We start from the raw sequence: 25,088 nt of genomic DNA on the forward strand, positions 1-25,088 counted from the left end.
TCCAGAGACGATAGATAAGCTTGGAAAGTAAGCTCGAGAAGGGAAGCCAACGGTTGCGTTTACGTTAACTTGAATCGCGTTAGAATGTGTTCGAAGTGTTTACCATGAAGTTACCAGTATTCACGCAACACGAAACCGAGGCGCGCTGGTGGGAGCGAATGGCGGATGGCCGCTTGCATTGCTATCTGTGTCCCAGGCATTGCCACATCGGAGACGGTCAGGCTGGTTTCTGCTTCATACGCAGGAATGAGGGCGGACGCCTGTTGCAGCTCGGCTACGGCCGACCCGCTGCCGTGGCGATAGATCCCGTGGAGAAGAAGCCGCTGAACCACTTTTTCCCTGGCACAAAAATTTTGTCGATGGGCACGGCGGGTTGCAACATGGGCTGCTTCTTCTGCCAGAACTGGGATATTTCCAAGGCAAGAGCCGACCAGGTGCACGCGGAGGAGCTTAACCCCACCCAGGTGGTCGAACTGGCGCAGCGATACGGCGCTCCGAGCGTGGCATTCACGTACAACGAACCGACTATCTGGGGCGAGTATGTCATCGACATCGCCTGCGAGGCGCACAGCAGCGGCTTGAACACCGTGATGGTTTCGAACGGCTACATCACACGCGAAGCCTTCTTCGACATTTACGAGCACATCGATGCGGCGAATATCGATCTGAAGGGGTTTACGGAGAGGTTCTATTCGAAGGTGACGCTGACGCATTTAAAGCCGGTGCTCGAAACCTTGCGCTGGCTTCGTCACGAGACGAACGTCTGGTTCGAAGTCACCAACCTGGTCATTCCGACGCTGAACGATGACAACGAAGAACTGAAACAGCTATGCGACTGGGTGCTGGAAAACCTCGGCGACGATGTGCCGCTGCACTTCACGGCATTCCATCCCGATTTCAAGCTGATGGACAAGCCTGCAACTCCGCCTGAAACTTTGCATAAAGCGCGCAAGCTCGCGTTGGACATGGGACTGAAGTACGCCTACGAAGGCAATATCTTCAGCGACGGTGGAGACACCATATGCCCCGGATGCAAGCGCCGTATTGTTCGGCGCTCGTGGCACGCAATCCTGGCGAACGAGATTCGCAACGGGAAATGCATACACTGCGGAACTGAAATCGTAGGAGTATTCACGAAGGCGCAGGTTGAAAACCGGCGAGGGGTGGGCCATCTGCATCCCTCAACTGTGTAGCGAATTCGCAAGTGAGGGAAGCCAAAGCTCGAAGGCAAAGCTACGTCACAACAGGGCAGTGACGCGCGTCATGGCCTGACGTAGTAGAGAACTGGCACTCTTTCGCCATGACGGACATCAAGCATTCTCCTGAAACCGGTGCCGCTCCGGCAGGGATGGAGCAACAGCCTGCGCTCACTGCCGAAGATTGCAAGACTTGTGGCCTCACGTATTGCGATTGCGAAGTCTGCGACGGATCCGGAACAGTGCAGGTTCTGCCCGCAGAGCTGTAACAACGAAGGCTTATCCCGAAGGTGGCCGCTTCTACGCTGTCAGGCGTTCGCGGTGGCCTGTGTTGAAGAGGGCGCGGGTTGCTGCTTTGCTCAACTGTGTGCTGCTGTGGGATGATGTATTGGAAATGAGCAGCACTGGGCCTTCGTCCCCTACTCCCCTCATATCCGGCTCGTTCGAGAAAATGGAAAACCTCGCACCCGAAGGACAGTTATGGTGGTGTCCGGAATGCGGACGCATCTCCGTCGATCGCGATGGACAAATGTCCATGCAGTCCGGCTGGGAGGGGTCGTGCATCGAGCAGGCACTGCTCATCCTTCAGGACGAAATGACCTTCGACGAAGGTGGACGCGTAGTGGAAGCCAAGATTCCCGGCGGCCAGACAGTCGAGATCATGGAGCGCGCCGACATGCAATGGGAGGCCGAGGGCATCGTCGCCGGAGATATCCTCAGGCGCATCAAGGAAGACCCGAACGACACGTTGAGTGTTGCACCGTTCGGAACGTCGCGCGATCTTGTGCTGATCCATCGCGGTCAGACGGTTGGAAATATCTTCCGTGTGTCACTGGACGCCGCGGAACTCGAGTCGCTGTTCCAGCGCGCGCAGCAGACCTTTTTCCGTTGGCACAACGACGAACACACCCTGGAGGTGGATTGCGCCCAGGGCATCTGGACACTGCGATTCAAGTTTCTGGCCAGTCCTTACTCCGTCGTACACGTTCAACTAGTGCGGGCGGAAACGCACGATTTGTGCGAAGCCCTTTTCCAGGCCAACGACGAGAGAGGCATTAGCTGACGGTCAAGCTTTGCCCGCTTTGCCGCGCTCTTCCCGCCTCCGCTTTGCCCACCCGTCCTTCACCACCTGTTGACCACGCGCGATTGCCAAAGAGTCTTCTGGCACGTCCTGCGTTATGCAAGACGCCGCTCCGACGTACGCTCCCCGGCCGACACGCACCGGCGCTACCAGCGTAGTATCGCTGCCGATGAAGGCGCCCTCTTCCACTACCGTCGTGTGCTTGTTCACTCCATCGTAGTTGCAGGTGATGGTCCCGGCGCCCACGTTGACCCCGGCGCCAATCTCCGCGTCGCCAAGATACGTCAGGTGATTCGCTTTTGCGCCGCGCCCGAGCTTCGTCTTCTTCGTCTCCACAAAGTTTCCAACGTGCGCGTTCTCGCCAATCACACTCTGGGGCCGCAGGTGCGAGTAGGGCCCGAGTATCGCGCCGGACTCAACCGTAGCGTCTTCGAGAATGCATCCGTGGCGAATGAGAACGTTGTCCGCGATGCGGCTGTTTGTGACCACGGAATACGAGCGCAGGCGACACTCGCTACCGACTGAAGTGGAGCCAAGCAGTTGCACGAACGGCTCAATCACAGTGTCAGGGCCAACGGTCACTTCTGCATCGATGACGCAGGTCTCCGGCTTGAAGATCGAAACTCCGGCGTTCATCAGTTGCTGACACTTACGCGCACGCAGCAGGCTATCGAGATATGCAAGTTCCGCACGCGTGTTTACCCCAAGCACCTCCTGCCAATCATCCGACCGCACGGCCAGCACGGATTCGCCTCCGCCGACGAGGATCGCGGCCATGTCAGTCAGATAGAACTCGTGGTGAGGATTGTCTGTGCTGAGGCGGTCGATATTCCTGAACAGCGGGGCAACGGCAAACGCGTAAATGCCGCTATTCACTTCGGCGAGCGCGACTTGATTGTTCAACAACGATTTCTGCTCGACGATGGCGGACACGTGATCAGTCTCCCGTCCATCGTGCTTGAGGCGCAAGATACGTCCGTAGCCGAAAGGATCGGGTGGTTGCGCCGTCAGAATGGTCATCGCCGCCTGTTGGTGCAGGTGCGCTTCGCGCACTTTCGCAATCGTTTCCGGGCGGATAAGCGGCACGTCTCCGGAGAGCACGAGCACATGGTCGTAGTCACGCAGCGCATCGCGGCATTGCATGATGGCATGCCCGGTGCCTCGTTGTTCCTTCTGCTCGATGAAGTTCACGCCGGTCGAATCTACGGCACGGCGCACGCGGTCGGCTTCATGGCCGATGATGGCGAAGATGTCCGAGGGGGGCACAACGGCGGAAGCCGCGGCAATGACGTGGCCAAGCAACGGCCTCCCCGCAATCTCATGCAGCACCTTGGGGTGCTGGGACTTCAGGCGGGTGCCCTTGCCCGCGGCAAGGATGGCGATGGCGAAGCGTTGCGAATTCACAGGAGCGACACGACCGCGATTCGAGTGGCTCTTTTTCTGGCTTGGCATTGCCGACATTGTACCGCGCAGGCGGCAGCGCAGGGACTAACTGGAGAGTGACGCTGCCCGACGTCCGCGCACGGCAAGCGAGAGCAGATCACGAGCGATTTTCGCGATGTCGTGCCGTGCCAGTCCGCTGTTGTCGAGGTAATCGCCAACGACACATTCCACGCCGAGCGCGCGAATACGGTCCAGATCGTGCACGACGGGTGTCGAGCCTTCCAGCGCGTACTTTGCCCGAACGTCTTCCGGCACCGGAGTGCCATTCAGCATCGCGTAATCGAAGACCTTGCGTCCGGCGTGCTCGAACAACGCGGTCATGTGGTCCGCCGCCGTGAGCCCAAGGCTTTCATTCACCTGCGTCATGATGTTGCAGACGTAAACCTTGGTCGCCGCTGATGCCGCGATTGCATTCGACACCTGCCGCACGAGCAGGTTCGGAACGAGACTGGTGAACAGTGATCCGGGGCCAATCGTGATGAGGTCTGCTTCGGCAATGGCCAAAAGCGTCTGGGGCAACGGACGCGCATTGGCGGGCACCAGGCGCAGATGCACGATACGGTTCTGACTCGCCGTGATGTTGGTTTCGCCGCGTACGCGAGAGCCGTCGGACATCTCGGCGTCGAGTTGAACGTCGGTCGTGCTGGCCGGGAATATCTCGCCGCAGCTTTTCAGGATGGCAGAGGAGAGCTTAACGGCTTCGGCGAAGTCGCCGGTGATGCGTGCCAGCGCCGTGAGGAACAGGTTGCCGAAGCTATGACCCTCCAGACCCTCGCCTTCTGAGAATCGGTACTGGAAGAGCCTTGAGAGCAGGGCTTCATCTTCGGCGAGCGCGACCATACAGTTGCGAATGTCGCCGGGCGGAGGGACGTTCAGTTCTTTGCGAAGCCGTCCGCTGGACCCGCCATCATCGGTGACGCAAACCACGGCTGCGAGCCGCGAAATTGAGAGCTCGCTGGGTTTCTCGCCGGGGCGCGGAACGTAGTGCTTGAGCCCGCGAAGCACGGCGGATAAGCCTGTACCTCCGCCGATGGCAACCACCTTCAGCACACGTTCGTCCGTGTTCACCGTCGAGCTATCAGCCATGGGATCGTTGAAGCGTACGCCGAGGGGGATCGGCGCAACAACGCCTCAGAAAGTTGAGCCGTTCTCAGGGTACAGCAATTCCGTAAACCGCGGGTCGTCCGCCAGATTTCTGAAATCGGAGTCGTTTCGCGCCTGGAAACGGTTGTTCTTGTTCAGCCTTATGGCTTCCGCCAGGTAGTTCAGAGCCTCAGGAGAGTGCCCGGTCTGGCATTCAAGAATTGCCAGTCCATACCAGACGAAATCGAGGCTGCGGTGGTCGCGCATGAGTTTTTCGAGATGCTCGCGCGCCGTAACGTAGTCACCCATATTCATGAGCGAAACCGCGTAATCGTAGTGCTCCTCGGGCGTCTTGAAACTTGTCGAAACACGTCCCAGTTGTTGATTGCAGATGTTCAAGTGCATCGTTGCCCGGTCAACCAGTTCACGAGGGCCGCCGGCAATCACCTTCTCCAGTAGCACCTTAGCCCGGTCGAACTTCTGCGTCTGCAGTGCTTTGAGCGCCTGCTCGTAGCTGTGGACGGTCTGCTTATACAGACCCTCGTCGGCGGCGTTCCGCGCCAGCCGCGCATGTGTGTCTGCCACCGGAAGTACGTCTTTCTTCAGCGCAGGGCTCTTCGTCCTAAGTTGGCTGGCTTTACTTGGTTTAGAGGCTGACACTTTAAGTTTTACTGGAACTTTCTTGGTCATTAGGGTTGCACCCGCAAGTGTAGCTACTCGGGAATGCGCGGAACAAAATTCCCATGCCCCGTACGACCGCCGCTCCTAAGACTATGTATCTGAAGCAAGAGCGGAAGCGCGAGTACGCTTTTATACCCAGATTATGGGTACTCGTCAACTGCACCTTAGGCGCTGCAAGCAGCGGTGGTCAGTTCTGGACAGTAGAAATCTGCGATTGGATAGGCTGCTGAAGATGTCGAAACCGAGGGAAATATGCGGGTTCTGAGCGTATGGATGCGATTTCATTAGTGAGCTTCTGGTCGGCGAACTGGAAGTTTCCGCCCCAGAGCTGTTCCTTTGCGCGCCGCCTTGGTTGGACTTAGAATCAGATACGTAGATGAACGAGTCTCCTACATCGAATCGCGGCAGCGCCGAAGAAAACACCGGTGCCCTTCCGTCTGTGGGCGGCACTAGGCTCAGTACCCAATGGCTCGTCTGGTTGCGCGATCTCATCATCTCGGTCGCGGTCTCCGCCTTCATCATCATCTTCCTGTACCAGCCGGTGAAGGTGGAAGGCACCAGCATGATGCCTGGGCTTTTTGACCAGGAGCGCATCTTCATCAACAAGTACGTGTATCGCTGGGAGCCCATTGAGCGCGGCGACGTCGTCGTGTTCCGATATCCTAGAGACGTTTCAAAGAGCTACATCAAACGCGTGATCGGGGTCGCCGGCGACCGAATTGTCATAGACGATGGACGTGTCTACGTCAATGGAGCGCGACTTGCGGAACGCTACGTTCCCGAGGAGTACGCGGACGAGCGCTCGTATGCTGAGGTTACAGTTCCTCCGCACTCCTATTTCCTGCTAGGCGATCATCGAAACATGTCGAGCGATAGCCGAGAGTTTGGCCCCGTAAACGAGCGCTATATCTACGGCAAAGCTGTCTTCGTTTACTGGCCAGTTGAGAAACTCGGTAAGCTTCGTTAGCGGTTGATTTGCGAGTTTGTTCCACAAAAGGCCAAGAACAAACGAACAGGAGGATCGATGCGAGCTCTTCGCCGTCTGTCGCTGCTGGCCGTGTGCTTTGCTTGTCTGATACTGACGTGCCTGGCGCTCGCGCAGAGCGGGCCCGAAGCGGTCCTCTTCCAGGCTGACCGGAACTTCAACAAAGCTACCCAGGAAAAGCACATTGACGGCTGGATGGAATTCATGGCCGACAACGTTGTTCTGGATCGTGAAAGACCTGTCAGCGGCAAAGACGCGGTGCGCGCGGCTCTGGCACCGCAATGGTCCGATCCCAATTTCAAGCTGACCTGGGAGCCCATACGTGGAGAGTTGTTTCCCGACAGTACGATGGGATACACGAGTGGGCGATGGACCAGGGAGACCGTTAGAGACGGCCAGCCCGCGAAGTTGGAAGGAAATTACCTGACCGTATGGCGGAAGCAGGCTGATGGTTCGTACAAGGTGGTTTGGGATGGCGGCGCAGCCGATCCGCGACCAAGGCCCACGCAACCCACTGGCGGACAGAAATGAAGCTTGTCATCTTCGGCGCGACAGGGCCGACCGGACTTGCGCTAACGCAGCAAGCACTCCATGCCGGACATGAAGTCACGGCACTAGCTCGTAACCCGGCGCGCATGACCATCGCGCATCCCAAGCTGCGCATCGTGCAGGGGGACGTGCTCGACCCCCCGGCCGTGGAGCAGGTGGTTATCGGCGCTGAGGCCGTGCTCTCCTGCCTCGGGGTGAAGCCGTTTGCGGGGAAGCAGGTGCAGTCGCGCGCTGGGCGTCACATCGTCTCCGCAATGCAGAAGCATGGGGTGCGGCGCTTCATCATGGAGAGTGCATACGGCGTGGCAGAAAGCCGGTCGCTCGCTTCGCCAGCTCTGCGGGCGATGATTTCAGTTTTTCTGAGCTGGACATATAACGACAAGGAAGTGGAAGAAGCGGAGATCAAGGCCAGCGGCCTCGACTGGACGATCATTCGGCCAACGGCACTGCGCAACGGGCCTCGTACCGGCAAATATCGCGTTGGCGATGATCTGTGCCTGGGGCTGGGAACTTGGATCAACCGCGCCGACGTTGCGGATTTCATGCTGAAGCAATTGACCAGCACGGAGTGGGTGCGTCGAACTCCGGCGATCACGAACTGAGCTGCTGAACTCTTAATATCTCTCCCGCCGTTGTTCTTCGCCCAGTGGCTCAGAAGCTCAGACGCTCATAGCTCAACATGCATAAGCATTCAGTAGGGTGCATAAGTGAGTTGCTGTCATTACATTCGTGCGCAGAGCAGATTTGCTGCTAAAATCGATAAAATCCACTCCCCGGAGACAAGATGCAAGCAATCCTTTCGCTGGAAGATGGACGAATCTTCCGCGGCAAAGGCTACGGCGCAGCAGGCGAGTGCTACGGCGAAGTAGTTTTTAACACCTCCATCACCGGCTATCAGGAAATCTTCACCGACCCTTCCTATGCCGGGCAAATCGTCGTTCTTACGAACCCAGAGATAGGAAACTACGGCACCACTCCGGAAGACGAGGAGGCGGGCAAGCCTTACATTGAGGGCCTGATCGTGCGTGAGTTCTCGCGCGTGGCCTCGAACTGGCGCTCGCAGCAAGTTGCCGATGAATACCTGGAGCGCTACAAGATTCCGGTGCTTGCGGACATCGACACGAGAGCGCTCGTACGTCATTTGCGCGACCACGGCGTGATGCGCGGCGTTATCTCCACCATCGAGCACGACGTTGACAAACTGGTGGCGAAAGCGCGCTCGATCAAAAAGATGGATGGCACCGATCTGGCGAAGGTCGTCACGACTCCGCAGGCCTACCGCTGGGAGAAGGGCGAGATCGAGCCGGGACGCATCGTCGCGCCCGTCGAGGCGAAGCATAAAGTCGTTGCCTACGATTTTGGAATTAAGCACAACATCCTGCGCAAGCTGGTTGGCTCGTGTTGCGATGTGACCGTCGTTCCGGCCTCGACCAGCGCGGAAGACGTCCTGGCGATGAAGCCCGACGGAGTCTTTCTATCCAACGGCCCCGGAGATCCCGAGCCGGTGACGTACGCGCAGGAGAGCATCCGAAAGATGGCTGGACGCGTGCCGATCTTCGGCATCTGTCTCGGACACCAGTTAATCGGACTCGCACTCGGCGGCAAAACCTACAAGCTCAAGTTTGGACACCACGGCGGCAACCATCCGGTGAAGCAGTTGACGACCGGCAAGGTCGAGATTACGGCGCACAACCACAACTTCGCCGTCGATCCCGATTCGCTGAAGCAGAGCGAAGTCGAGTTGACGCACGTGGACCTGAACGACAACACGCTGGAGGGCATGCGTCACCGCTCTTATCCGCTGTTCAGCGTGCAGTACCACCCGGAAGCCTCACCAGGCCCGCATGATTCCCACTACCTGTTTGGGGACTTCGTGAAGATGATGGAGGAATGGAAGGGAAAGTAAGGTTCCTTTTCAGAGGGCGAGCGGCTACATGGGCTGCTGAAGAAGTCGATTCTTTGAAGGGGCACGCCTTTAGGCGTGCCGCAAGTCAGTGCATGGAAGGGCGGCTTTAGCCGCCGAGGGACTGTTTTGAGGCCGCAACGAGAACCGGTCAGGAACAATGGGCAAACGTACTTTGTCACGGCGCAGACGTGGCAGCGGCGTCCGTTGTTTCTAGCACGACCCTGGGCGAGTTTGTTCATCGAGACGCTTTTGCACTACCGGCCATCAGCTTATCTTCTCCATGAGTTTGTGTTAATGCCGGAGCACTTCCATCTGCTCATATCGCCTGTCGGAACTTTGGAGAAGTCGATCCAGTTCATCAAGGGCGGGTTCTCCTTCAGAGCCAAGAGGGAACTGGGATCGAACATGGAAGTGTGGCAGAAGAGCTTCACCGATCACCGGATCAGGGATGATGCTGATTACGAGAAGCATGTACAGTACGTTTATTCGAATCCGGTGAAGAGGCGGCTTTGCAATGCCGCGATAGAGTTTCCCTATTGTTCAGCGTTTCCTGGTTTAGTGAAGGACCCAGGCCCTCAGCGCCTAAAGGCGCTGGAGCGTCAGGCTGCCGTTGGCGCGCCTGAAGGCGCGCCCCTTCAAAGATTTGAGCGTAGGGCGCTGAAAGAAGCCCCTTGCAAAGAAGTTGAGAGTCGGCCCGGCTGAAAGAAAAAAGCCTTTTTCAGGAAGTTGAGAGTCGCTACTGCTGGAATAAGTCTCTTCCAATGAAGTTGAGAGTCGACGCGGCTGAAGGGGCGCGCCTTCAAAGATTTGAGCGTAGGGGTGCTGAAAGCAGCCTCTTGCAAAGAAGTTGAGAGTCGGCCCGGCTGAAAGAAAGAAGCCTTTTCAGGAAGTTGAGAGTCGCTACTGCTGGAATAAGTCTCTTCCAATGAAGTCGAGAGTCGACGCGGCTGAAGAAGCGTTTTCAAAGAAGTTGAGAGGCTAACTTCCAGAATGACGTTCTAACGTCGAGGAACTGCTGATTCGCTCCTCAAATGATAACCAGAAACTAAGACGAAAGAGTTGATCAAGGATTTAAGAACTCGTACATGCCTAGAAGAAACGACATTTCGAAGATCCTCATCATCGGTTCCGGGCCGATCGTAATCGGCCAGTCGGCCGAGTTCGATTACTCGGGCACACAGGCTTGCAAGGCGCTCAAGGACGAAGGTTATGAAGTGGTGCTGGTGAACTCCAATCCGGCCACGATCATGACCGACCCCGAGATGGCCGACCGCACCTACGTCGAGCCGCTTACGCGCACCTACCTGGAAGAGATCATTAAACAGGAGGTGCAGCGCGGCGTCGGCAACGGATTTGCGATTCTGCCTACCGTCGGCGGACAGACGGCGCTCAACCTCGCCGTTGAACTGGCCGACTCCGGCGTGCTGGAGAAGTACAACGTCACGCTGATCGGCGCGCAGCTTGAGGCAATCAAAAAGGCCGAAGATCGCCTGATGTTCAAGGATGCGATGACGCGCATCGGGCTCGATGTGCCGCGTTCAGCGCTGGTGAACAATCTTCGCGATGGCCTCGACTTCAGCACGAAGCTCGGGTTTCCGGTCGTGCTGCGTCCGTCGTTCACGCTCGGTGGGTCGGGCGGCGGCATCGCCTACAACCGTGAAGAGTTGCTGGAACTGCTGGCGCGCGGACTCGACCTCTCGCCCGTGCATGAAGTGTTGATCGAAGAGAGCGTGCTGGGTTGGAAGGAATACGAACTCGAATTGATGCGCGACATGGCCGACAACGTCATCGTCATCTGCTCGATCGAGAACTTCGATCCCATGGGCGTGCACACCGGCGATTCCATCACCGTGGCACCCGCGCAGACCCTCAGCGACCGAGAGTACCAGGCTATGCGCGATGCGGCTCTCAAGGTCATCCGCGAGATCGGAGTTGAGACGGGCGGCTCCAACATTCAGTTCGGCATACATCCGTCGAATGGACGCATGGTCATCATCGAGATGAATCCTCGCGTTTCGCGCTCTTCCGCGCTGGCGTCGAAAGCTACGGGATTTCCGATTGCAAAGATCGCAGCGAAACTCGCAGTCGGCTACACGCTTGATGAGATCACGAACGACATCACGCGCAAGACTCCCGCGTGTTTCGAGCCTACGCTTGACTATGTTGTCGTGAAGATCCCGAAATGGCAGTTTGAGAAGTTTCCTGGCACCGACGAGACGCTTGGCCCGCAGATGAAGTCCGTCGGCGAGGCAATGGCGATTGGACGCACATTCAAGGAAGCGCTGCTGAAAGGCATTCGATCGCTTGAAACCGGCAAGCGGCTTGGCTCGGAAAAGATCGAGCCGAAGATCGTTACAAAGCGGTTGGTAACGCCGCATCCCGAGCGGCTACGGTATCTGCGTTACGCGCTGCGCAACGGACATACGGTGCAGCAAGTCGCAAAAATTACCGGCATCGATCCCTGGTTCCTCTACCAGTTGAAAGAAATCTCCGACGCGCAGATTGAGTTGGAGAACACATCGCTCGACGCCATCGATGCCGACACGTTGCGCGAGGCGAAGCGCTTGGGCTTCAGCGATGCTCGTATTTCCGAGGTGTGGCATATCCCGAACGGCGGTGCCGAGAGGGTTCGGCAGTTGCGAAAACAGCACGGCGTGGCTCCGGTGTACAAGCGCGTCGATACCTGCGCAGCGGAGTTTGAGAGCTATACGCCGTACATGTACTCGACCTACGAGGAAGAGGACGAGGCCGCGCCAACCGCAAAGAAGAAGGTCATGATCCTCGGCAGTGGGCCGAACCGCATCGGGCAGGGAATCGAGTTCGACTATTGCTGCTGCCATGCGGCATTCGCGCTGCGTGACGACGGCTACGAGACAATCATGGTCAACTGCAATCCCGAGACTGTCTCGACGGATTACGACACCAGCGACCGCCTGTATTTTGAGCCACTCACGTTTGAAGACGTTATGGCCATCTACGAGCATGAGTCGCAGGGCGGCGCGGAAGTCGGCCTGATTGTGCAGTTCGGCGGACAGACGCCGCTGAACCTTGCGCTGCCGCTGAAGGCTGCCGGTGTACCCATCATCGGAACGTCGCCAGAGTCAATTGACCTCGCAGAAGATCGCAAGCGTTTTGGCAAGCTGCTGGATGAGCTGAAAATTCCCCAACCGCCGGGGGGCACGGCTGTTTCAGTCGAAGAAGCCGTTGCCGTCGCGAATCGGATTGGGTACCCGGTACTGGTGCGGCCGTCGTACGTGCTAGGTGGACGCGCCATGGTCATCGCCTACGATGACGAGGCGGTTGTCCGTTACATGAAGGAAGCGGTCGAGTATTCGCAGGACCGTCCTATTCTCATCGATCACTTCCTGGAAGAGGCGACGGAGGTGGACGTTGACGCCATCAGCGATGGCGAGGATGTCGTCATCGGCGGCATTATGGAACATATCGAGGAGGCCGGCATTCACTCCGGCGATTCGTCTTGCGTGCTGCCCTCGGTCGATATCTCTGAACGCTCGCTGAACACGATCCGCGAGCACACGTATAAGCTAGCGCGAGCGCTGAAGGTTGTCGGACTGATGAACGTGCAGTACGCGATCCAGCGCGACACGGTTTATGTGATTGAGGTGAACCCACGCGCATCGCGCACGGTGCCCTATGTTTCGAAGGCGACTGGCGTGCCCCTGGCGAAGATCGCCGCACGACTGATGACCGGACGGAAGCTGCGCGAGTTCCTGCCGGAAAACGTCGCTCGCGCGAATCGCGGAGAAGTGAGCGACCTCAACACTGGTGCCGGCCACTACGTAAAGTCTCCGGTCTTTCCATGGAACAAATTCCCTGGCGTTGATACGGTCCTCGGGCCGGAAATGCGCTCTACCGGCGAAGTGATGGGCGTTGCGGATACCTTTGGCGAAGCGTTTGCCAAGGCGCAGATCGCCGCAGGGCAAACACTGCCGACGAAGGGCACCATTTTCATCAGCGTTGAAGATCGAGACAAGCCGAACGTGGCGGACGTCGCTCGCAAGTTTGTCGACCTCGGATTCAAGCTTGTGGCTACGCACGGCACGGCCGATGTGCTGGAACGAACGGGCATGCAGGTTGAGCGCGTCTACAAAGTGAAGGAAGGGCGTCCGAATGTCGTCGACCTGATTAAGGGCGAGCGCATTCAGCTCATCATCAACACGCCGCACGGAATAGAGCCTTGGTTCGACGAGAAGGCCATCAGGCGGGCCGCCATTGTTGCGCGCATCCCTACGATCACGACGCTCTCAGCTGCGCGTGCTGCCGTGGATGGTATCCCCGTATTGCAGCGTGGCGTTGTTACTGTCCAGAACCTTCAGGAACTGCACGCGGGACGGAAGGCTGTCGCGAAGTAAGCTGCGGCGAATGTGGAACTGAGGGGCATCGTCAGCGATGCCCCTTCTCGTTTCCTCTGGTTGCGATACAATCCGTTCCGCCACGAGGTGAACATGAGAACTTTCGCTCGCGCCGTCGCAGTCTGTTCCGTTCTGTTGTCGTCCCTTCTTCTCTGCGCGCAGCAGCCCAGGCCGTCTGAATTTGCGCATACGTTCTCCATCGTTGCGCGAGATCCGCAGACGGGCGAGTTGGGCGTAGCGGTGCAGTCGCACTGGTTTTCCGTGGGCTCGAGCGTGCCTTGGGCGGAGGCCGGCGTCGGTGCGGTTGCGACGCAGTCGTTTGTCGACCCCAGCTACGGTAAGCTCGGGCTCGATCTGATGAGGGCTGGGCGCAGTGCGCCGGATGTGCTGAAAGGGTTGGTCGCCGCCGATGACGGGCGCGACGTTCGACAAGTCGGGATGGTGGATGCGCAGGGTCGCGTCGCAGCACATACCGGTACGAAATGCGTTGGCGAGGCCGGACACATCGTTGGCGAGAACTTCACCGTCCAAGCCAACATGATGTTGAACGGCAAGATATGGCCGGCCATGGCAGCCGCCTTCCGTCAGGCAAAGGGCGATCTGGCCGACCGCATGCTCGCAGCACTCGACGCAGCACAGGCCGCTGGTGGTGACGCTCGCGGACGGCAGTCGGCGGCCATCATCGTGGTGAAGGCGAAAGCGAGCGGGCGTCCGTGGGAAGACCGCGTCTTCGACCTGCGCGTGGAAGATAGCCCCGAGCCGCTGAAAGAGTTGCGTCGCCTTATCACTCTGCAACGCGCTTACAACCACATGAATGCCGGCGATCTCGCGGTGGAGCACAAGGACAATGAGGGCGCACTGCGCGAGTACGGAGCGGCTGAGAAACTGGCCTCCGGCGTTGAGGGGGTTGACCCTAGCCGCCTGGCCGAGATGACGTACTGGCACGCACAGGCTCTCGCGCAAATGGGCCGTCTTGACGAGGCGTTGCCGCTGTTCAAGCGCGCTTTTGCGATTTATCCAAACTGGGTGATCATGACTCCGCGAGTTGCGAAATCAGGCCTATTGCCGAGTGATCCGAAGGTGTTGGATCGCATTCTGGCGCAGGCACCTCCCAAGTAATGCAGAGCTACGGAGCTGATGAAGTTTTGAGTTGCTTGGCTCAGTAGCTCGACGGTGGCTGTAGCTCTCTTCTATGTTCGTTCCGAAAACAGTATGCTAGACGGTCATCAATTCTCTTTAGGACTCGCCTTCAATGTTGCTCAACGGAATCTTTCCCCCGATCACGACGCCGTTCTATCCCGACGGACAGGTCTATCACAAAAAGCTCGAGCACAACGTTGAGCGCTACTCCAGGACGCCGATCAGCGGAATCGTGGTGCAGGGATCGACGGGCGAAGCGCTCATGCTCAGCGACCAGGAAAAGCGGGACGTTTTGAAGACGGCGATTGAAAGTGCTGCGGCCGAGAAGGTCATGATTGCCGGATGCGGCATCGAGTCGGCGATCGAGACCTTGCGCCTGATTGAGTATGCGGCCGAGCTTGGGTATGACGCCGCCATGATTCGTACGCCGCACTACTACAAGGCGCAAACCAAGCCGGAGAACACGTTGGCCTTCTATCGCACCGTCGCCGATCGCTCGCCGCTGCCGCTCATCATCTACAACTTCCCGCAGTCCACCGGTTATGACATTCCGGCCGATGTGGTCGTCCAGCTTGCCGAGCACCCGCAGATTGCTGCCATCAAGGAGTCTTGCGGCGTTATAGAGAAAGTGAAGATGATGATCGACAACACGCGGCACATCAAGCGCGCGGCGACCGTCACCGAGCGCTTCGAGCCTGTCACCGGCCGCATGATGAAGAAGGCAACTGCGTCTGTGTCGGCAGCGGCAGCCGGAGAAGTGATCCCCGCAGCGGCCCTGGCCACGTCATCGGTGAAGCCGTCGTCCTCGGGCGTGCAGATGGTTGGCAACTTGAAAATGCGGCAGAAAGAAGTCGGGTTCCAGGTGCTTGTTGGCTCGGCGCAGAAGCTGTACGCATCGTTGCAGGTTGGCGCGGTCGGCGCCATTCTCGCATTCGCCGATGCTGCACCCACCGCATGTTACGAGATCTATGCGGCGTTCAAAGATGGCGACATGAAGCTGTCGCAGGAAAAGCAGGAACGCATTGCGAAAGCCGCCGTGCGCATCGTCGGCGAACTCACCATCCCCGGCGTGAAGTACGCGATGGACCTTAACGGCTACTTCGGCGGTGTCGGACGTCTGCCGTTGCTGCCGCTGACTGGCGAGGCTAAGGCCGAAGTCGAACAGTTGATGGCGAACATCAACAACTGATCGCGGAAGTGCTTCAGCGCCTCCGGTGCGCCGGAGGCGTTTGTGTGTGTGGAGCCGGAGCATGGTGCAGCGCATTCTTCTGGCCGAGTGACAACCGCAGTAATGGCGAAGCCGAGCGGGACGTGTTATGCGCCCCTCTTCCGCTTGACATGAAAGGCGCTACGCTGCCCGCTTGCTCTTTCGATTTTTCTGCAAGATCTTCGGCGAGCGATTTGTGCCCGTGCTGGCCCCCACATTCGGAGACTCGGCAGCATCGGCCTCGTCTAGCTCGTCAACCAGGTGCGGTGTGCCCCGGCGGTTCATTGTGCGCCCGCCAACTCCGGGCGAATTCGATGCAGGCGGCTGAACCGTTCCACGTCCGGCAAATGGCTCAGGTTCCTGGCGCTTGACAGCGATATTCTGGCTCGTGTCAAGTTCGCGATTCCCGCTATTCTGAGCGCTTTTCAGGTTTAGCGCGTTTGTCCCAGGATCGCGACCCTCGGTTTCTCCGGTCTGCGGGTTGACGATGTAGAGCAGGTCGGAAAGATCCGACGCATGCTCCTCTTCCTCTTCCAGGATGTGCTCCAGCATTCGTCGTGTCGTCGGATCGGCATCGCCGAAGAAGCGAATCATCTCCTGGTAGACCTCAATGACGGTGCGCTCCGCGATCAGGTCTTCGCGAATCATGTCCCCCAGAGTCTCGCCCTCCACATATTGGGCAACGGAACGCTGCAGCAGCGATGCCGGATTGAAGTCCGGCTTTCCGCCGAGTTGCTGGATCCGTTCGGCGATTTCGTCGGCATGCTCGCGTTCGGAGTCGGCGTGTTCCTTGAATTCATTCGCCACTGTGCGACCGTGAACGCCGGTGGCCATGAAGTAATGGTGCGTGTATCGCAGGACGCAAACGATTTCGGTGGCGAGCGCCTCGTTCAAAATCTGAACGGCACGATCCTTATCAATCCTGTAACCTTCCGTGACTGGGCCGTCTTCAATTTTGCGCATCGCGCGTTCGCGTATTTCTTGGACGTCTTTAATGAATGTTGCCATCAGACCCTCAGGTGGGCTCAAGCCCTGCAATGGATGCTAATGCGATTAGTTGCCCCGGTGAAAACGGATGTTGCCACCTACCGTGAGCGCAGCCATGCAGCAGGAGAGCGTGGCCGGATGAGTAAACGACGCTTGTGCCAGGCGTGTACTCGAGCAGGTCGATTCGCAAATCGGCGTGCTTGGAGCGGAGCACGCACGTATTTCTGCAACTTGCGACTCTTGATGCACATCCAATAGAATCGAACGAACGTTCGAAAATCCGAGATTGTGGGCTCTCGGTTCGCTCGATCATCACGCACAAGAAACCGCAAAGGTCAGCAAGATGCCTCCGCTGGGTTTAAAACGCAACACAGCACAGGGCCGCGCGCACCAGGCCGTTGCCGGAGCCGATGTCTCCGCACATGTAACGGAGTCGCCTTCTGCGCAATCGCGCTCTATGCCCCCACTCACCCCGCCGCATGGCGACACTCGATTTGACCGCCGGCTTGGTGAAATCCTGACACACGCCACGGCCGTCTTCTACGAAAAGGGATACGAAGGAGCTTCCATGCGCGACCTGTCACGCGTGAGCGGAATGTCGCTTGCAGGCCTGTACTACTACTTCGAATCCAAAGAGAAGCTGCTGTACCTCATACAGAAAGAAACTTTCACCACCATCATCCAGCGGCTTCGTGAGCGGCTTCAGGCCGTGGTCGATCCCGAAGCGCGAGTCCGTGTTTTCATCAGCAATCATCTCGAATACTTCCTCGCGAACATGCAAGCCATGAAGGTACTGTCGCATGAGGCCGACGTGCTGAAGAGCGGTTATGGCAAGGAGATTCAGGACATCAAGCGCGAGTACTACCGCATCTGCTTCGGCCTGATCGAAGACTTGCGGCGGCGCGAGAAAGGCGTTGGCTCTGCTGCCGCGTCGAACGGCTCACGTGCTGTGAGCGCACGCGTAAGCGCCAGGAACTCTGTTCGTGGGGAACAGAGCGCCATTGCCAGGGCTGCCCAACCAGCGGGGGATCACGAAAGAGACGAAACCCGCATTGCGGTGCTCAGTCTTTTTGGCATGATCAACTGGATTTATACCTGGCATAACCCGCTCATGGACGGGGATGCCGGGGAGTTGGCACGGGTGATGGGAGACACGTTTCTTCGCGGACTGTTCTCGCCTTGCACGAACACAGCCAAGGCCTCGAAGCCATTACAACGCCGAAGCATTTGAGGCAGTGATTTGAGAGAAACGAACTGATAGCACAAAGGAGTCGTCGCATGGCCAGCACCACCACTCCGGCTTCAACGGAAAACAAGCAAGTCGTCAACTACCGCACAGATGCGGGTGTCGCAGTCATCGAAATGAACGATCCTCCGGCGAACACCTATACGTACGAGATGAATCGCCAGCTCGATGAAGCCATACTGAAGGCGCGAATGGACAATGACGTTTATGTCATCGTCCTCACCGGCGCGGGGGATAAGTTCTTCTCCGCCGGCGCGAATATTCGCATGCTGGCCAGTGTCGATCCGACGTTCAAGTACTACTTCTGTCTGCACGCCAACGAGATGCTGCTGCGCCTGGAGCACACCCCGAAGCTCGTCATCGCTGCGCTCAACGGCCATTGCGTTGGCGGCGGACTGGAGATCGCCATGGCGGCCGACATGCGAATTGCACGGAAGGATGCCGGCAAGATCGGTTTGCCGGAAGTGAACCTTGGCGTGCTGCCTGGCACTGGCGGAACTCAACGCCTCTCGCGCATTGTCGGCAAGTCGAAGGCAATCGAACTGATGGTGACCGGCAACACTTTCTCCTTCGAAGAAGGCAAGGAGATGGGCATCGTCAACGACATCTTCGAACGCGACAACTTCATGGAAAACATCATGGAGTACGCGCGCCAGTTCTGTCCGCCAAACAAGGCAGCGAAGGCCGTCGGCCGCATCAAGCGCGCCGTACAGACCGGATGGGAAATTCCGATGGAATCCGCGCTGGCAGTCGAGCGCGAAAACCAGCAAATTCTCTTCCAGAGCGAGGACGCTAAGGAAGGCTTGGCTGCTTACGTTGAAAAGCGCCCGGCAACGTTTACGGCGAAATAGCTAACTTCAGAGACGAGAGATGCTGACAGCAACGAAAGCAAGGATCGAACCCGGCAAACTCCTGATCGGCGGTGAGTGGGTGGGGGGCTCTGGCAAGCCGTTCGATTCCATCAATCCCGCTACCGGCGAAGTGCTGACGCAGGTGGCCGACGCGAGCATCGCCGATGTTGATCGCGCCGTCGCTGCCGCCCGCAACGCATTTGACGATTGGGCCGGTCCATGGCGTCGCATGTCTGCCAGCGAGCGCGGACGCCTGCTCTGGAAGTTTGCCGACCTGATCGAACGAAACATTGACGAGGTCGCGGAACTTGAAACGCTGGACAATGGGAAGCCGATCTTCGAGTCGCGTTACGTTGACCTGCCCATGGTCGTGGACGTCTTCCGCTACTTCGCTGGCTGGGCGACCAAGATCCACGGCGAGACCGTCAACACCTCTGACAATGCTTTCACCTACACGGTTCGTGAGCCGTTGGGAGTTGTGGGCGCTATCGTCGCGTGGAATTTCCCGCTGCTGCTGGCGAGTTGGAAGCTCGGTCCTGCGCTGGCCACAGGCTGCACCATCGTGCTAAAGCCCGCCGAACGGACTTCGCTGTCGGCGCTTCGACTCGGCCAGCTTGCGGTTGAGGCAGGCTTTCCGGCTGGCGTGCTGAACATTGTCACCGGCGGGCCGGAGGCTGGCAAGGCTCTGGTGCAGCACGCCGGCATCGACAAAATCGCGTTCACCGGATCGACGGTCGTCGGCAAAGAGATCATGCGCAGCTCGGCCGACACGCTGAAGCGCATCACGCTTGAACTCGGCGGCAAGTCGCCCAATATCGTCTTCGCCGACTCCGACTTGGACAGTGCTGTTAAGGGTGCCATCAACGGCATCTTTTATGGAAAGGGTGAAGTCTGCTCCGCGGGCTCGCGCTTGTTCGTCGAACAGAAGGTGCATGACGAGTTCGTCGAAAAGCTAATCGCGCGCGCAAGGAAGCTGCAACCCGGCGATCCGCTTGACCCCAAGACGCGCCTGGGCGCGATCGTCAGCGAAGAGCAAATGAAAACTGTGCTTCGCTACATCGAGTCCGGCAAGAGCGAGGGCGCTTCGCTGCTGACAGGCGGCCAGCGCGCCAGCATAGGGAATGGCAGCGGTTACTTTATCGAGCCCACGGTTTTTGGCGGCGTGAAGAACGAGATGAAAATCGCGCAAGAAGAGATATTCGGGCCCGTGCTCGCTACGCTCGCGTTCGACGACGTGGAGCAGGTGGTGGCGCTTGCCAACGCCAATCCTTACGGACTTGCCGCAGCCATCTGGACGCGCGACGTCAAGAAAGCTCATGCGCTGTCGCGACGGCTTCGTGCGGGCACCGTCTGGATCAACACCTATGGATTGATGGACGCGGCGCTTCCGTTCGGCGGATACAAGCAGAGCGGTTTTGGCCGCGAACTTGGAATGCACGCCATCGAACACTACACGGAGTTAAAAACCGTGTGGCTGCAGATGTGATCGGTGGGGCAGGGCTTCACAGGTTTTGACAAACTCAATTGTTTGAAGGGGCACGCCTTCAGGCGTTCCGTAAGTCGCACTGAATGAACGCCGGCTTTAGCCGCTGAGGGTGAAGTGCTGTCGGAATGCGGGTTATTAGTCTCCGAGGGCACAGCACTTGAGGTAACTCCTGGGGGGAAAACCCTAAGGGCAACTCCTTAGGGTGGAACGGGGCTTTAGCCCTGAGGTACAGCCGCGTGGGGCGGCTGGTGTGAAGAGGATTTTATGGCTTCCATTGTGAAAATCGGAAACTTCTCCGACTGGGCTGGTTTGTTTGACGACTGGCGGAAAGAGATCGGGGTCAATCGCGACGAGATCGCCGACTTCAAATTCGATACGCTGTATGGCGCGATTGACAGTGAGGAGATTGAGTTCGGCCACTACAAGGGACGCAGGAAGTGGGACAACCTGCGCCAGATTCCTACTCAGCAGATTCGGGATGCGCTGCTTAACATGGTTGTCTACCAGGGCGACACCGAGTTTGCCTCTGTCGAGCAGCAACGCAACTTGTTCGAGACTGCGCCCACGGACTGGGATCGTAGAGCGCTCACGCGCGTGATGATCGAAGAAATGCGTCACGGATGGCAGATGTGTGCGCTGCTGGTCGAGTACTTCGGTAGCTCCGGCAAAGTCGAGGCGCAGAAGATGCTCGAGCGCCGCGCCTTTGAAAATAGGCGTTTGCTCGGCTCGTTTAACGAAGATGTGGACAACTGGCTGGACTTCTTCACGTACACAGACTTTGTCGATCGCGATGGCAAGTTCCAGTTGCAGATGCTGAAGTTCTCAGCCTTCGCGCCACTTGGGCGCTCGATGTCCTACATGCTTCGCGAAGAGGCATTTCACATGGGTACCGGCAATGACGGCCTGCGCCGCGTCGTGCAGGCAGGCATCATCCCGGGTTGGCTGATCCAGAAGTATCTGAACAAATGGATCTCGACCTCGTACGACCTCTTCGGAACGGATAACTCCTCGAGCGCGCACTGGGCTTACGTCTGGGGTGTGAAGGGTCGCTACGACGAACCCAGGAACCAGACCAGCCCCGACCTGGACGACATCAACGACTACAACCGCTCGCTGTATCGCGACGAGGTCGCGCAACTCGTCGATCGTCTGAACCTCTGCCTTGCGCCGGGCAACGAACGCCTGTATGCGCCGCACATCAAGTTCAATCGCGACATTGGACGTTGGGCCGGCCAGAAGTTCCACACGAAAACGGGCGAGCCACTCGGCGATCGCGAATACGAAGAACACCTGAAGGAAGTGCTGCCGAATGCCGAAGACAAGAAGTTGTTGCTCGACATCATCAGGAACGAGCCGAAATGGATTGTGCCGAAAGAAAGCGCGAGGGACCCGCTGAGCACAATAGGCGAAGTGCGTAAATCGGCCATCAACTTGTAGACGGTTGCCAGTTGCCGCAGTCAGTTGTCGGTAGTCAGTTACCAGTTGCCGGTAGTAAGTTGTTGGTAGTCAGTTGCAGGTTCACAATTGCCGGTTGAGTATATGGCGCGAGCTTTGGGTGGCGCCATGCACGCGGGACATTCACTCCTTACGAAGTCACTTAAGAAACCGATGCGTCATCCTGAGCGAGCGCTCACTTTTGGCGCGACCGAAGGATCTGCTTCGTCTTCGGCAGCGGCAAAAAGCAGATCCCTCGCTCGCTCGGGATGACACTTCTTTTCTTCCGCTGCTTGTTTTAAAACTCTTTGTGTTCGCTCAACGCACCAGTTATCCGATCAGAACTGTCTCTTGTAAACTCTTGGCAGATGTCCACCTCGACCTACACTCTTGGCGAACTTATGGTCGCCGCCGCAGCGCGCGAAATCCGCGACCACGAGGTCGTCTTTGTTGGCATGCGCCTGCCTCTGATCGCGTTCGTGGTCGCCAAGCGCACGCACGCGCCCAACGCCGTCGGATTGTTTGAAAATGGGGCCATCCGCACTACGCCCGCCGCGGAACTGATCTACACCATGGCCGATCCGCCGAACATTCTTGGCGCAACGCAATGCCTCGACATGATCGGCGTCATGAGCTTGTTGCAGAGCGGACGCGTCCACCTCGGATTTCTTGGCGCCGCCGAGGTCGATCGATCTGGCAATCTCAATTCAACAGAGGTACGTAGCGGTGATGGCGTCGTCCGCCTTCCCGGCTCCGGGGGAGCATGCGACATCGCCTCACTCGCGCATCGGTTTGTCGTGCTGCTCGATCACTCGCGCCGACGCCTGCCTAAGCGCGTCTCGTACATCACGAGTCCTGGCAATGGCGACGGCCCCGGATGGCGCGAGCGCGTAGGGCTTCCGCGAGGTGGTCCCTCAGCGGTGATCACCACAAAATGTGTGCTCCGGTTCGGCGAAGACGGAGAGGCGTTCCTCTCGACACATCATCCTGGCGTATCGGTCGATGACATCGTCGCGAACACCGGATGGCCGCTGCGACTCGCCAGTGATCTACGCGAAACCACCCCGCCAACGCGTGAGGAACTCGTGGCCATCCGCGAGTACGACAGGGAAGGGTTCTGGACGAAGTAGCGGTTGTCGGTTGCCAGTTGCCGGTTGCCAGCGCAGGTTTCGGCCTCGCGGTTTATCCGCAACTAACTATGGATGGCTGGCAAACATCTATGAACGACACTTTATGAACGATACTCAACAATCCCGCCTCAACGTCGAAGTTACCGGCGCGGTTGCTCGCGTCACGTTAAACAATCCGCCGCTCAACATTATTGATATTCAAACGATGGACGAACTCGCCGCCGCGCTCGCCGACCTGGAGCGTCGCCCGCTTGTTTCAACCATCGTCTTCGCTGGTTCCGAGCGTGCCTTCTCTGCCGGTGTCGATATCCCCGCCCACGAAGTGAGCTCGGTAGCGGTGATGCTTCGGAAGTTCCACGTCGTTATCCGCTCGATGGCTGTCAGCCGCAAGCTGCTGGTCGCCGTTGTGCGTCGTCACTGCCTTGGCGGAGCCGCAGAACTAGCGCTTATGTGCGACATAGTCTTTGCCTCGACGGATGCGGTCTTCGCTTTTCCAGAGATCAAGCTTGCGGCATTTCCGCCGGTCGCAATGGCCGCGCTCTCTGCCGTTGTCGGGCAGAAGCGCGCCGCCGAACTCATACTCACCGCTCGCTCGCTCACGGCGACAGAGGCACTGGAGATCGGCCTCGTCAACGGCGTCGCGGACGACCCCGAAGCGCTCCTGACGGAGTGCCTCTCGCGTGTCCAACAACTGAGCCCGGCCGCACTCGCCGTCGCCAAGAAAGCCTTCTACGCGTGGGACGCCGTTCACTTCGACAAAGGCCTTGCCCGTGCCGAGCAGATCTACATGGACGAGCTTATGAAGACCGATGACGCGAAAGAGGGAATTCGCGCCTATATCGAAAAGCGTCGGCCCAGGTGGACGGGAAAGTGAGCAACACGTCTAAGCTTCTTTCCGTGTCGGACGCCATTTCGGAATACGTCCCCGACGGCTGCTCCGTCGCACTCGGTTTCCAGATGGAGCAGATGATCCCGTTCTCCGCCGGCCACGAGATCATGCGCCAGCGTAAGCGTGACCTGACGCTGATCGGTCCCATCTCGGACATTCTCTTTGATCAACTGATCGGGGGCGGATGCGTGCGGGAAGTGATCGCCGCATGGGTCGGCAACGTGATGATGGGATCGGCCTACAACTTTCGTCGCGAAGTCGAGAGCGGTCGCGTCAAAGTTACGAATCTCACCAACTTCGCGGTAGCGCTCGCACTGGAGGCAGCGGCGATGGGCGTACCGTTCCTGCCCACACGCTCCGCGCTCGGCAGTGATGTCGCAAAAGATAACCCGTTCTTTGTCGAGATCGACGATCCGTTTTCCACGAGTAAGCTGCACGCGGTTCGCGCGCTCGCGCCCGCCGTCGCCATCGCCCACGTGCAACGCGCCGATCGCGACGGCAACGCGCATTGCTGGGGAAATTTCGGAGTCATGCTCGAAGCCGTGAAGGCGGCCAAGCGCGTCATCGTCGTCGCCGAAGAGATTGTCGCCCCAGAAATCATTGCGAGCGACCCGAACCGCACCGTCATCCCCGGATTCCTCGTCTCCGCGGTGGTCGCGTCGCCGCTGGGGGCACATCCTTCCCCTGTTCAAGGCTGCTACAAGCGCGACGACACGTTCTTCCGCGAGTACCACGAGCAGTCGAGGACGCAGGCCGACTTCGATCGCTGGGCCCAGCGCTGGGTATACTCGCTACAAGACCGTGACGCCTACGAACAGCAACTTGGTGCGGAGCGAGTCTCGCAACTAGGCGTAAAGCAACACGCGTACGCCGCGCAAACAGATTACGGATATTGATATGGCCGATGGATTTTACGAACGTACGGACCCCGGCGCTCAGTGCGGGTGCTACAACTGCCAACGCCTGTTCACCTTCAAAGACATTGCCGAGTTCTGGGACGACGGCACAATGCCTGTCTGCCCATTCTGCGGCGTCGATGCGGTTGTAATTGAAACGGCAGACATGCGCGTCACGTCCGAGCGCCTTTTCGCCATGCGGAAGACCTACTGATTTTATGGACTACGAGATCACGCCAGAAGTTCTCAAGCAGAAACTGGATGCCGCTGAGCAGGTCAGGGTCCTCGACGTGCGCGAATCGTGGGAGCGCGACACCGCCCGCATAGAACCCTCGCAGCACATTGCCATGGGCGACATCCCGGCGCGCTTCAACCAGGAGCTTGATCCCGACGATCACATCATCGTCTACTGCCACCACGGCATCCGCTCCATGAACGTCACAGCGTGGCTGCGTCAGCAGGGTTTCGAGCGGGTGCAGTCGCTTCGCGGCGGCATCGACCGATGGTCGCGAACAGTGGACCCGA

At 58.4% G+C, this 25,088-nt stretch carries 22 protein-coding genes and 1 pseudogene; 19 read left to right on the top strand and 4 right to left on the bottom strand.

Features of this window, described 5'->3' with window-relative positions:
- Window positions 1-104: 104 nt before the first annotated feature.
- Together amrS and VN622_13415 are read left to right on the top strand one after the other, a co-directional pair.
- On the top strand, window positions 105-1,193 hold the full coding sequence (gene amrS / locus VN622_13410) for an AmmeMemoRadiSam system radical SAM enzyme (GenBank protein HWR36857.1): 1,089 nt from the start codon (window positions 105-107) through the stop codon (window positions 1,191-1,193).
- A gap of 454 nt (window positions 1,194-1,647) precedes the next feature.
- Window positions 1,648-2,259, top strand: coding sequence for a hypothetical protein (locus tag VN622_13415; protein HWR36858.1), 612 nt, complete (start codon window positions 1,648-1,650; stop codon window positions 2,257-2,259).
- Window positions 2,260-2,262: 3 nt separating this feature from the next.
- Here VN622_13415 and glmU read toward each other — a convergent pair whose 3' ends face one another.
- From glmU to VN622_13430, 3 genes are read right to left on the bottom strand one after another with little or no spacing between them, the layout of a single operon-like run.
- On the bottom strand, window positions 2,263-3,729 hold the full coding sequence (gene glmU, locus VN622_13420; protein HWR36859.1) for a bifunctional UDP-N-acetylglucosamine diphosphorylase/glucosamine-1-phosphate N-acetyltransferase GlmU: 1,467 nt from the start codon (window positions 3,727-3,729) through the stop codon (window positions 2,263-2,265).
- 36 nt (window positions 3,730-3,765) lie between these two features.
- Window positions 3,766-4,806, bottom strand: coding sequence for a uridine diphosphate-N-acetylglucosamine-binding protein YvcK (gene yvcK / locus VN622_13425; protein HWR36860.1), 1,041 nt, complete (start codon window positions 4,804-4,806; stop codon window positions 3,766-3,768).
- Between the two features lie 45 nt (window positions 4,807-4,851).
- Window positions 4,852-5,388: a tetratricopeptide repeat protein gene (locus VN622_13430; protein ID HWR36861.1), complete on the bottom strand. Its 537-nt coding sequence runs from the start codon at window positions 5,386-5,388 to the stop codon at window positions 4,852-4,854.
- Window positions 5,389-5,860: 472 nt separating this feature from the next.
- On the opposite strand from VN622_13430, the gene lepB reads away from it, so the two are divergent.
- The 8 genes from lepB to VN622_13470 all read left to right on the top strand — a co-directional run bounded on the left by lepB (window position 5,861) and on the right by VN622_13470 (window position 15,626).
- Window positions 5,861-6,451 carry a signal peptidase I gene (gene lepB / locus VN622_13435; protein HWR36862.1) on the top strand — a complete coding sequence of 197 codons (591 nt, stop codon included), beginning with the start codon at window positions 5,861-5,863 and terminating at the stop codon, window positions 6,449-6,451.
- A 57-nt stretch (window positions 6,452-6,508) separates the two neighbouring features.
- The gene (locus tag VN622_13440; GenBank protein HWR36863.1) at window positions 6,509-7,000 is read left to right on the top strand and encodes a DUF4440 domain-containing protein; all 492 of its coding nucleotides are present in this window, start codon (window positions 6,509-6,511) and stop codon (window positions 6,998-7,000) included.
- Window positions 6,997-7,620: an SDR family oxidoreductase gene (locus tag VN622_13445; protein HWR36864.1), complete on the top strand. Its 624-nt coding sequence runs from the start codon at window positions 6,997-6,999 to the stop codon at window positions 7,618-7,620. The genes VN622_13440 and VN622_13445 overlap by 4 nt, the downstream gene beginning before the upstream one ends.
- 182 nt (window positions 7,621-7,802) lie before the next feature.
- Window positions 7,803-8,924, top strand: coding sequence for a glutamine-hydrolyzing carbamoyl-phosphate synthase small subunit (carA, locus tag VN622_13450; protein ID HWR36865.1), 1,122 nt, complete (start codon window positions 7,803-7,805; stop codon window positions 8,922-8,924).
- A 75-nt stretch (window positions 8,925-8,999) separates the two neighbouring features.
- Window positions 9,000-9,626 (top strand): transposase, encoded by a 627-nt coding sequence (locus VN622_13455; protein HWR36866.1) that lies wholly within the window; start codon window positions 9,000-9,002, stop codon window positions 9,624-9,626.
- A gap of 383 nt (window positions 9,627-10,009) precedes the next feature.
- Window positions 10,010-13,297 carry a carbamoyl-phosphate synthase large subunit gene (carB, locus tag VN622_13460; GenBank protein HWR36867.1) on the top strand — a complete coding sequence of 1,096 codons (3,288 nt, stop codon included), beginning with the start codon at window positions 10,010-10,012 and terminating at the stop codon, window positions 13,295-13,297.
- Window positions 13,298-13,390: 93 nt separating this feature from the next.
- Window positions 13,391-14,416, top strand: coding sequence for a DUF1028 domain-containing protein (locus VN622_13465; GenBank protein HWR36868.1), 1,026 nt, complete (start codon window positions 13,391-13,393; stop codon window positions 14,414-14,416).
- A 133-nt stretch (window positions 14,417-14,549) separates the two neighbouring features.
- Window positions 14,550-15,626, top strand: coding sequence for a dihydrodipicolinate synthase family protein (locus tag VN622_13470; protein ID HWR36869.1), 1,077 nt, complete (start codon window positions 14,550-14,552; stop codon window positions 15,624-15,626).
- A gap of 501 nt (window positions 15,627-16,127) precedes the next feature.
- Here VN622_13470 and VN622_13475 read toward each other — a convergent pair.
- Window positions 16,128-16,652, bottom strand: a pseudogene (locus tag VN622_13475) (ferritin-like domain-containing protein).
- Window positions 16,653-16,974: 322 nt separating this feature from the next.
- On the opposite strand from VN622_13475, the gene VN622_13480 reads away from it, so the two are divergent.
- The 9 genes from VN622_13480 to VN622_13520 all read left to right on the top strand — a co-directional run.
- Entirely contained in the window at window positions 16,975-17,862 is an 888-nt protein-coding gene (locus VN622_13480) for a TetR family transcriptional regulator (protein HWR36870.1), read from the top strand.
- Window positions 17,863-17,909: 47 nt separating this feature from the next.
- A complete protein-coding gene (locus VN622_13485) occupies window positions 17,910-18,728 on the top strand; it encodes an enoyl-CoA hydratase/isomerase family protein (GenBank protein HWR36871.1) in 819 nt (272 codons plus the stop codon).
- A gap of 19 nt (window positions 18,729-18,747) precedes the next feature.
- The gene (locus tag VN622_13490) at window positions 18,748-20,214 is read left to right on the top strand and encodes an aldehyde dehydrogenase family protein (protein ID HWR36872.1); all 1,467 of its coding nucleotides are present in this window, start codon (window positions 18,748-18,750) and stop codon (window positions 20,212-20,214) included.
- A gap of 264 nt (window positions 20,215-20,478) precedes the next feature.
- On the top strand, window positions 20,479-21,651 hold the full coding sequence (locus tag VN622_13495) for a Phenylacetic acid catabolic protein (GenBank protein ID HWR36873.1): 1,173 nt from the start codon (window positions 20,479-20,481) through the stop codon (window positions 21,649-21,651).
- A 365-nt stretch (window positions 21,652-22,016) separates the two neighbouring features.
- Complete coding sequence (locus VN622_13500) at window positions 22,017-22,778, top strand: CoA-transferase (GenBank protein HWR36874.1); 762 nt, start codon at window positions 22,017-22,019, stop codon at window positions 22,776-22,778.
- Window positions 22,779-22,881: 103 nt separating this feature from the next.
- The gene (locus VN622_13505; GenBank protein ID HWR36875.1) at window positions 22,882-23,652 is read left to right on the top strand and encodes an enoyl-CoA hydratase/isomerase family protein; all 771 of its coding nucleotides are present in this window, start codon (window positions 22,882-22,884) and stop codon (window positions 23,650-23,652) included.
- Window positions 23,649-24,563 (top strand): CoA-transferase, encoded by a 915-nt coding sequence (locus VN622_13510; protein ID HWR36876.1) that lies wholly within the window; start codon window positions 23,649-23,651, stop codon window positions 24,561-24,563. The genes VN622_13505 and VN622_13510 overlap by 4 nt, the downstream gene beginning before the upstream one ends.
- A 1-nt stretch (window position 24,564) precedes the next feature.
- Window positions 24,565-24,777 carry a hypothetical protein gene (locus tag VN622_13515; protein ID HWR36877.1) on the top strand — a complete coding sequence of 71 codons (213 nt, stop codon included), beginning with the start codon at window positions 24,565-24,567 and terminating at the stop codon, window positions 24,775-24,777.
- Window positions 24,778-24,781: 4 nt separating this feature from the next.
- On the top strand, window positions 24,782-25,088 hold a 307-nt coding region (locus VN622_13520), incomplete at its 3' end, for a rhodanese-like domain-containing protein (protein HWR36878.1).

Source organism: Clostridia bacterium (genome assembly GCA_035561135.1).
Classification (GTDB): domain Bacteria; phylum Acidobacteriota; class Terriglobia; order Terriglobales; family Acidobacteriaceae; genus DATMYA01.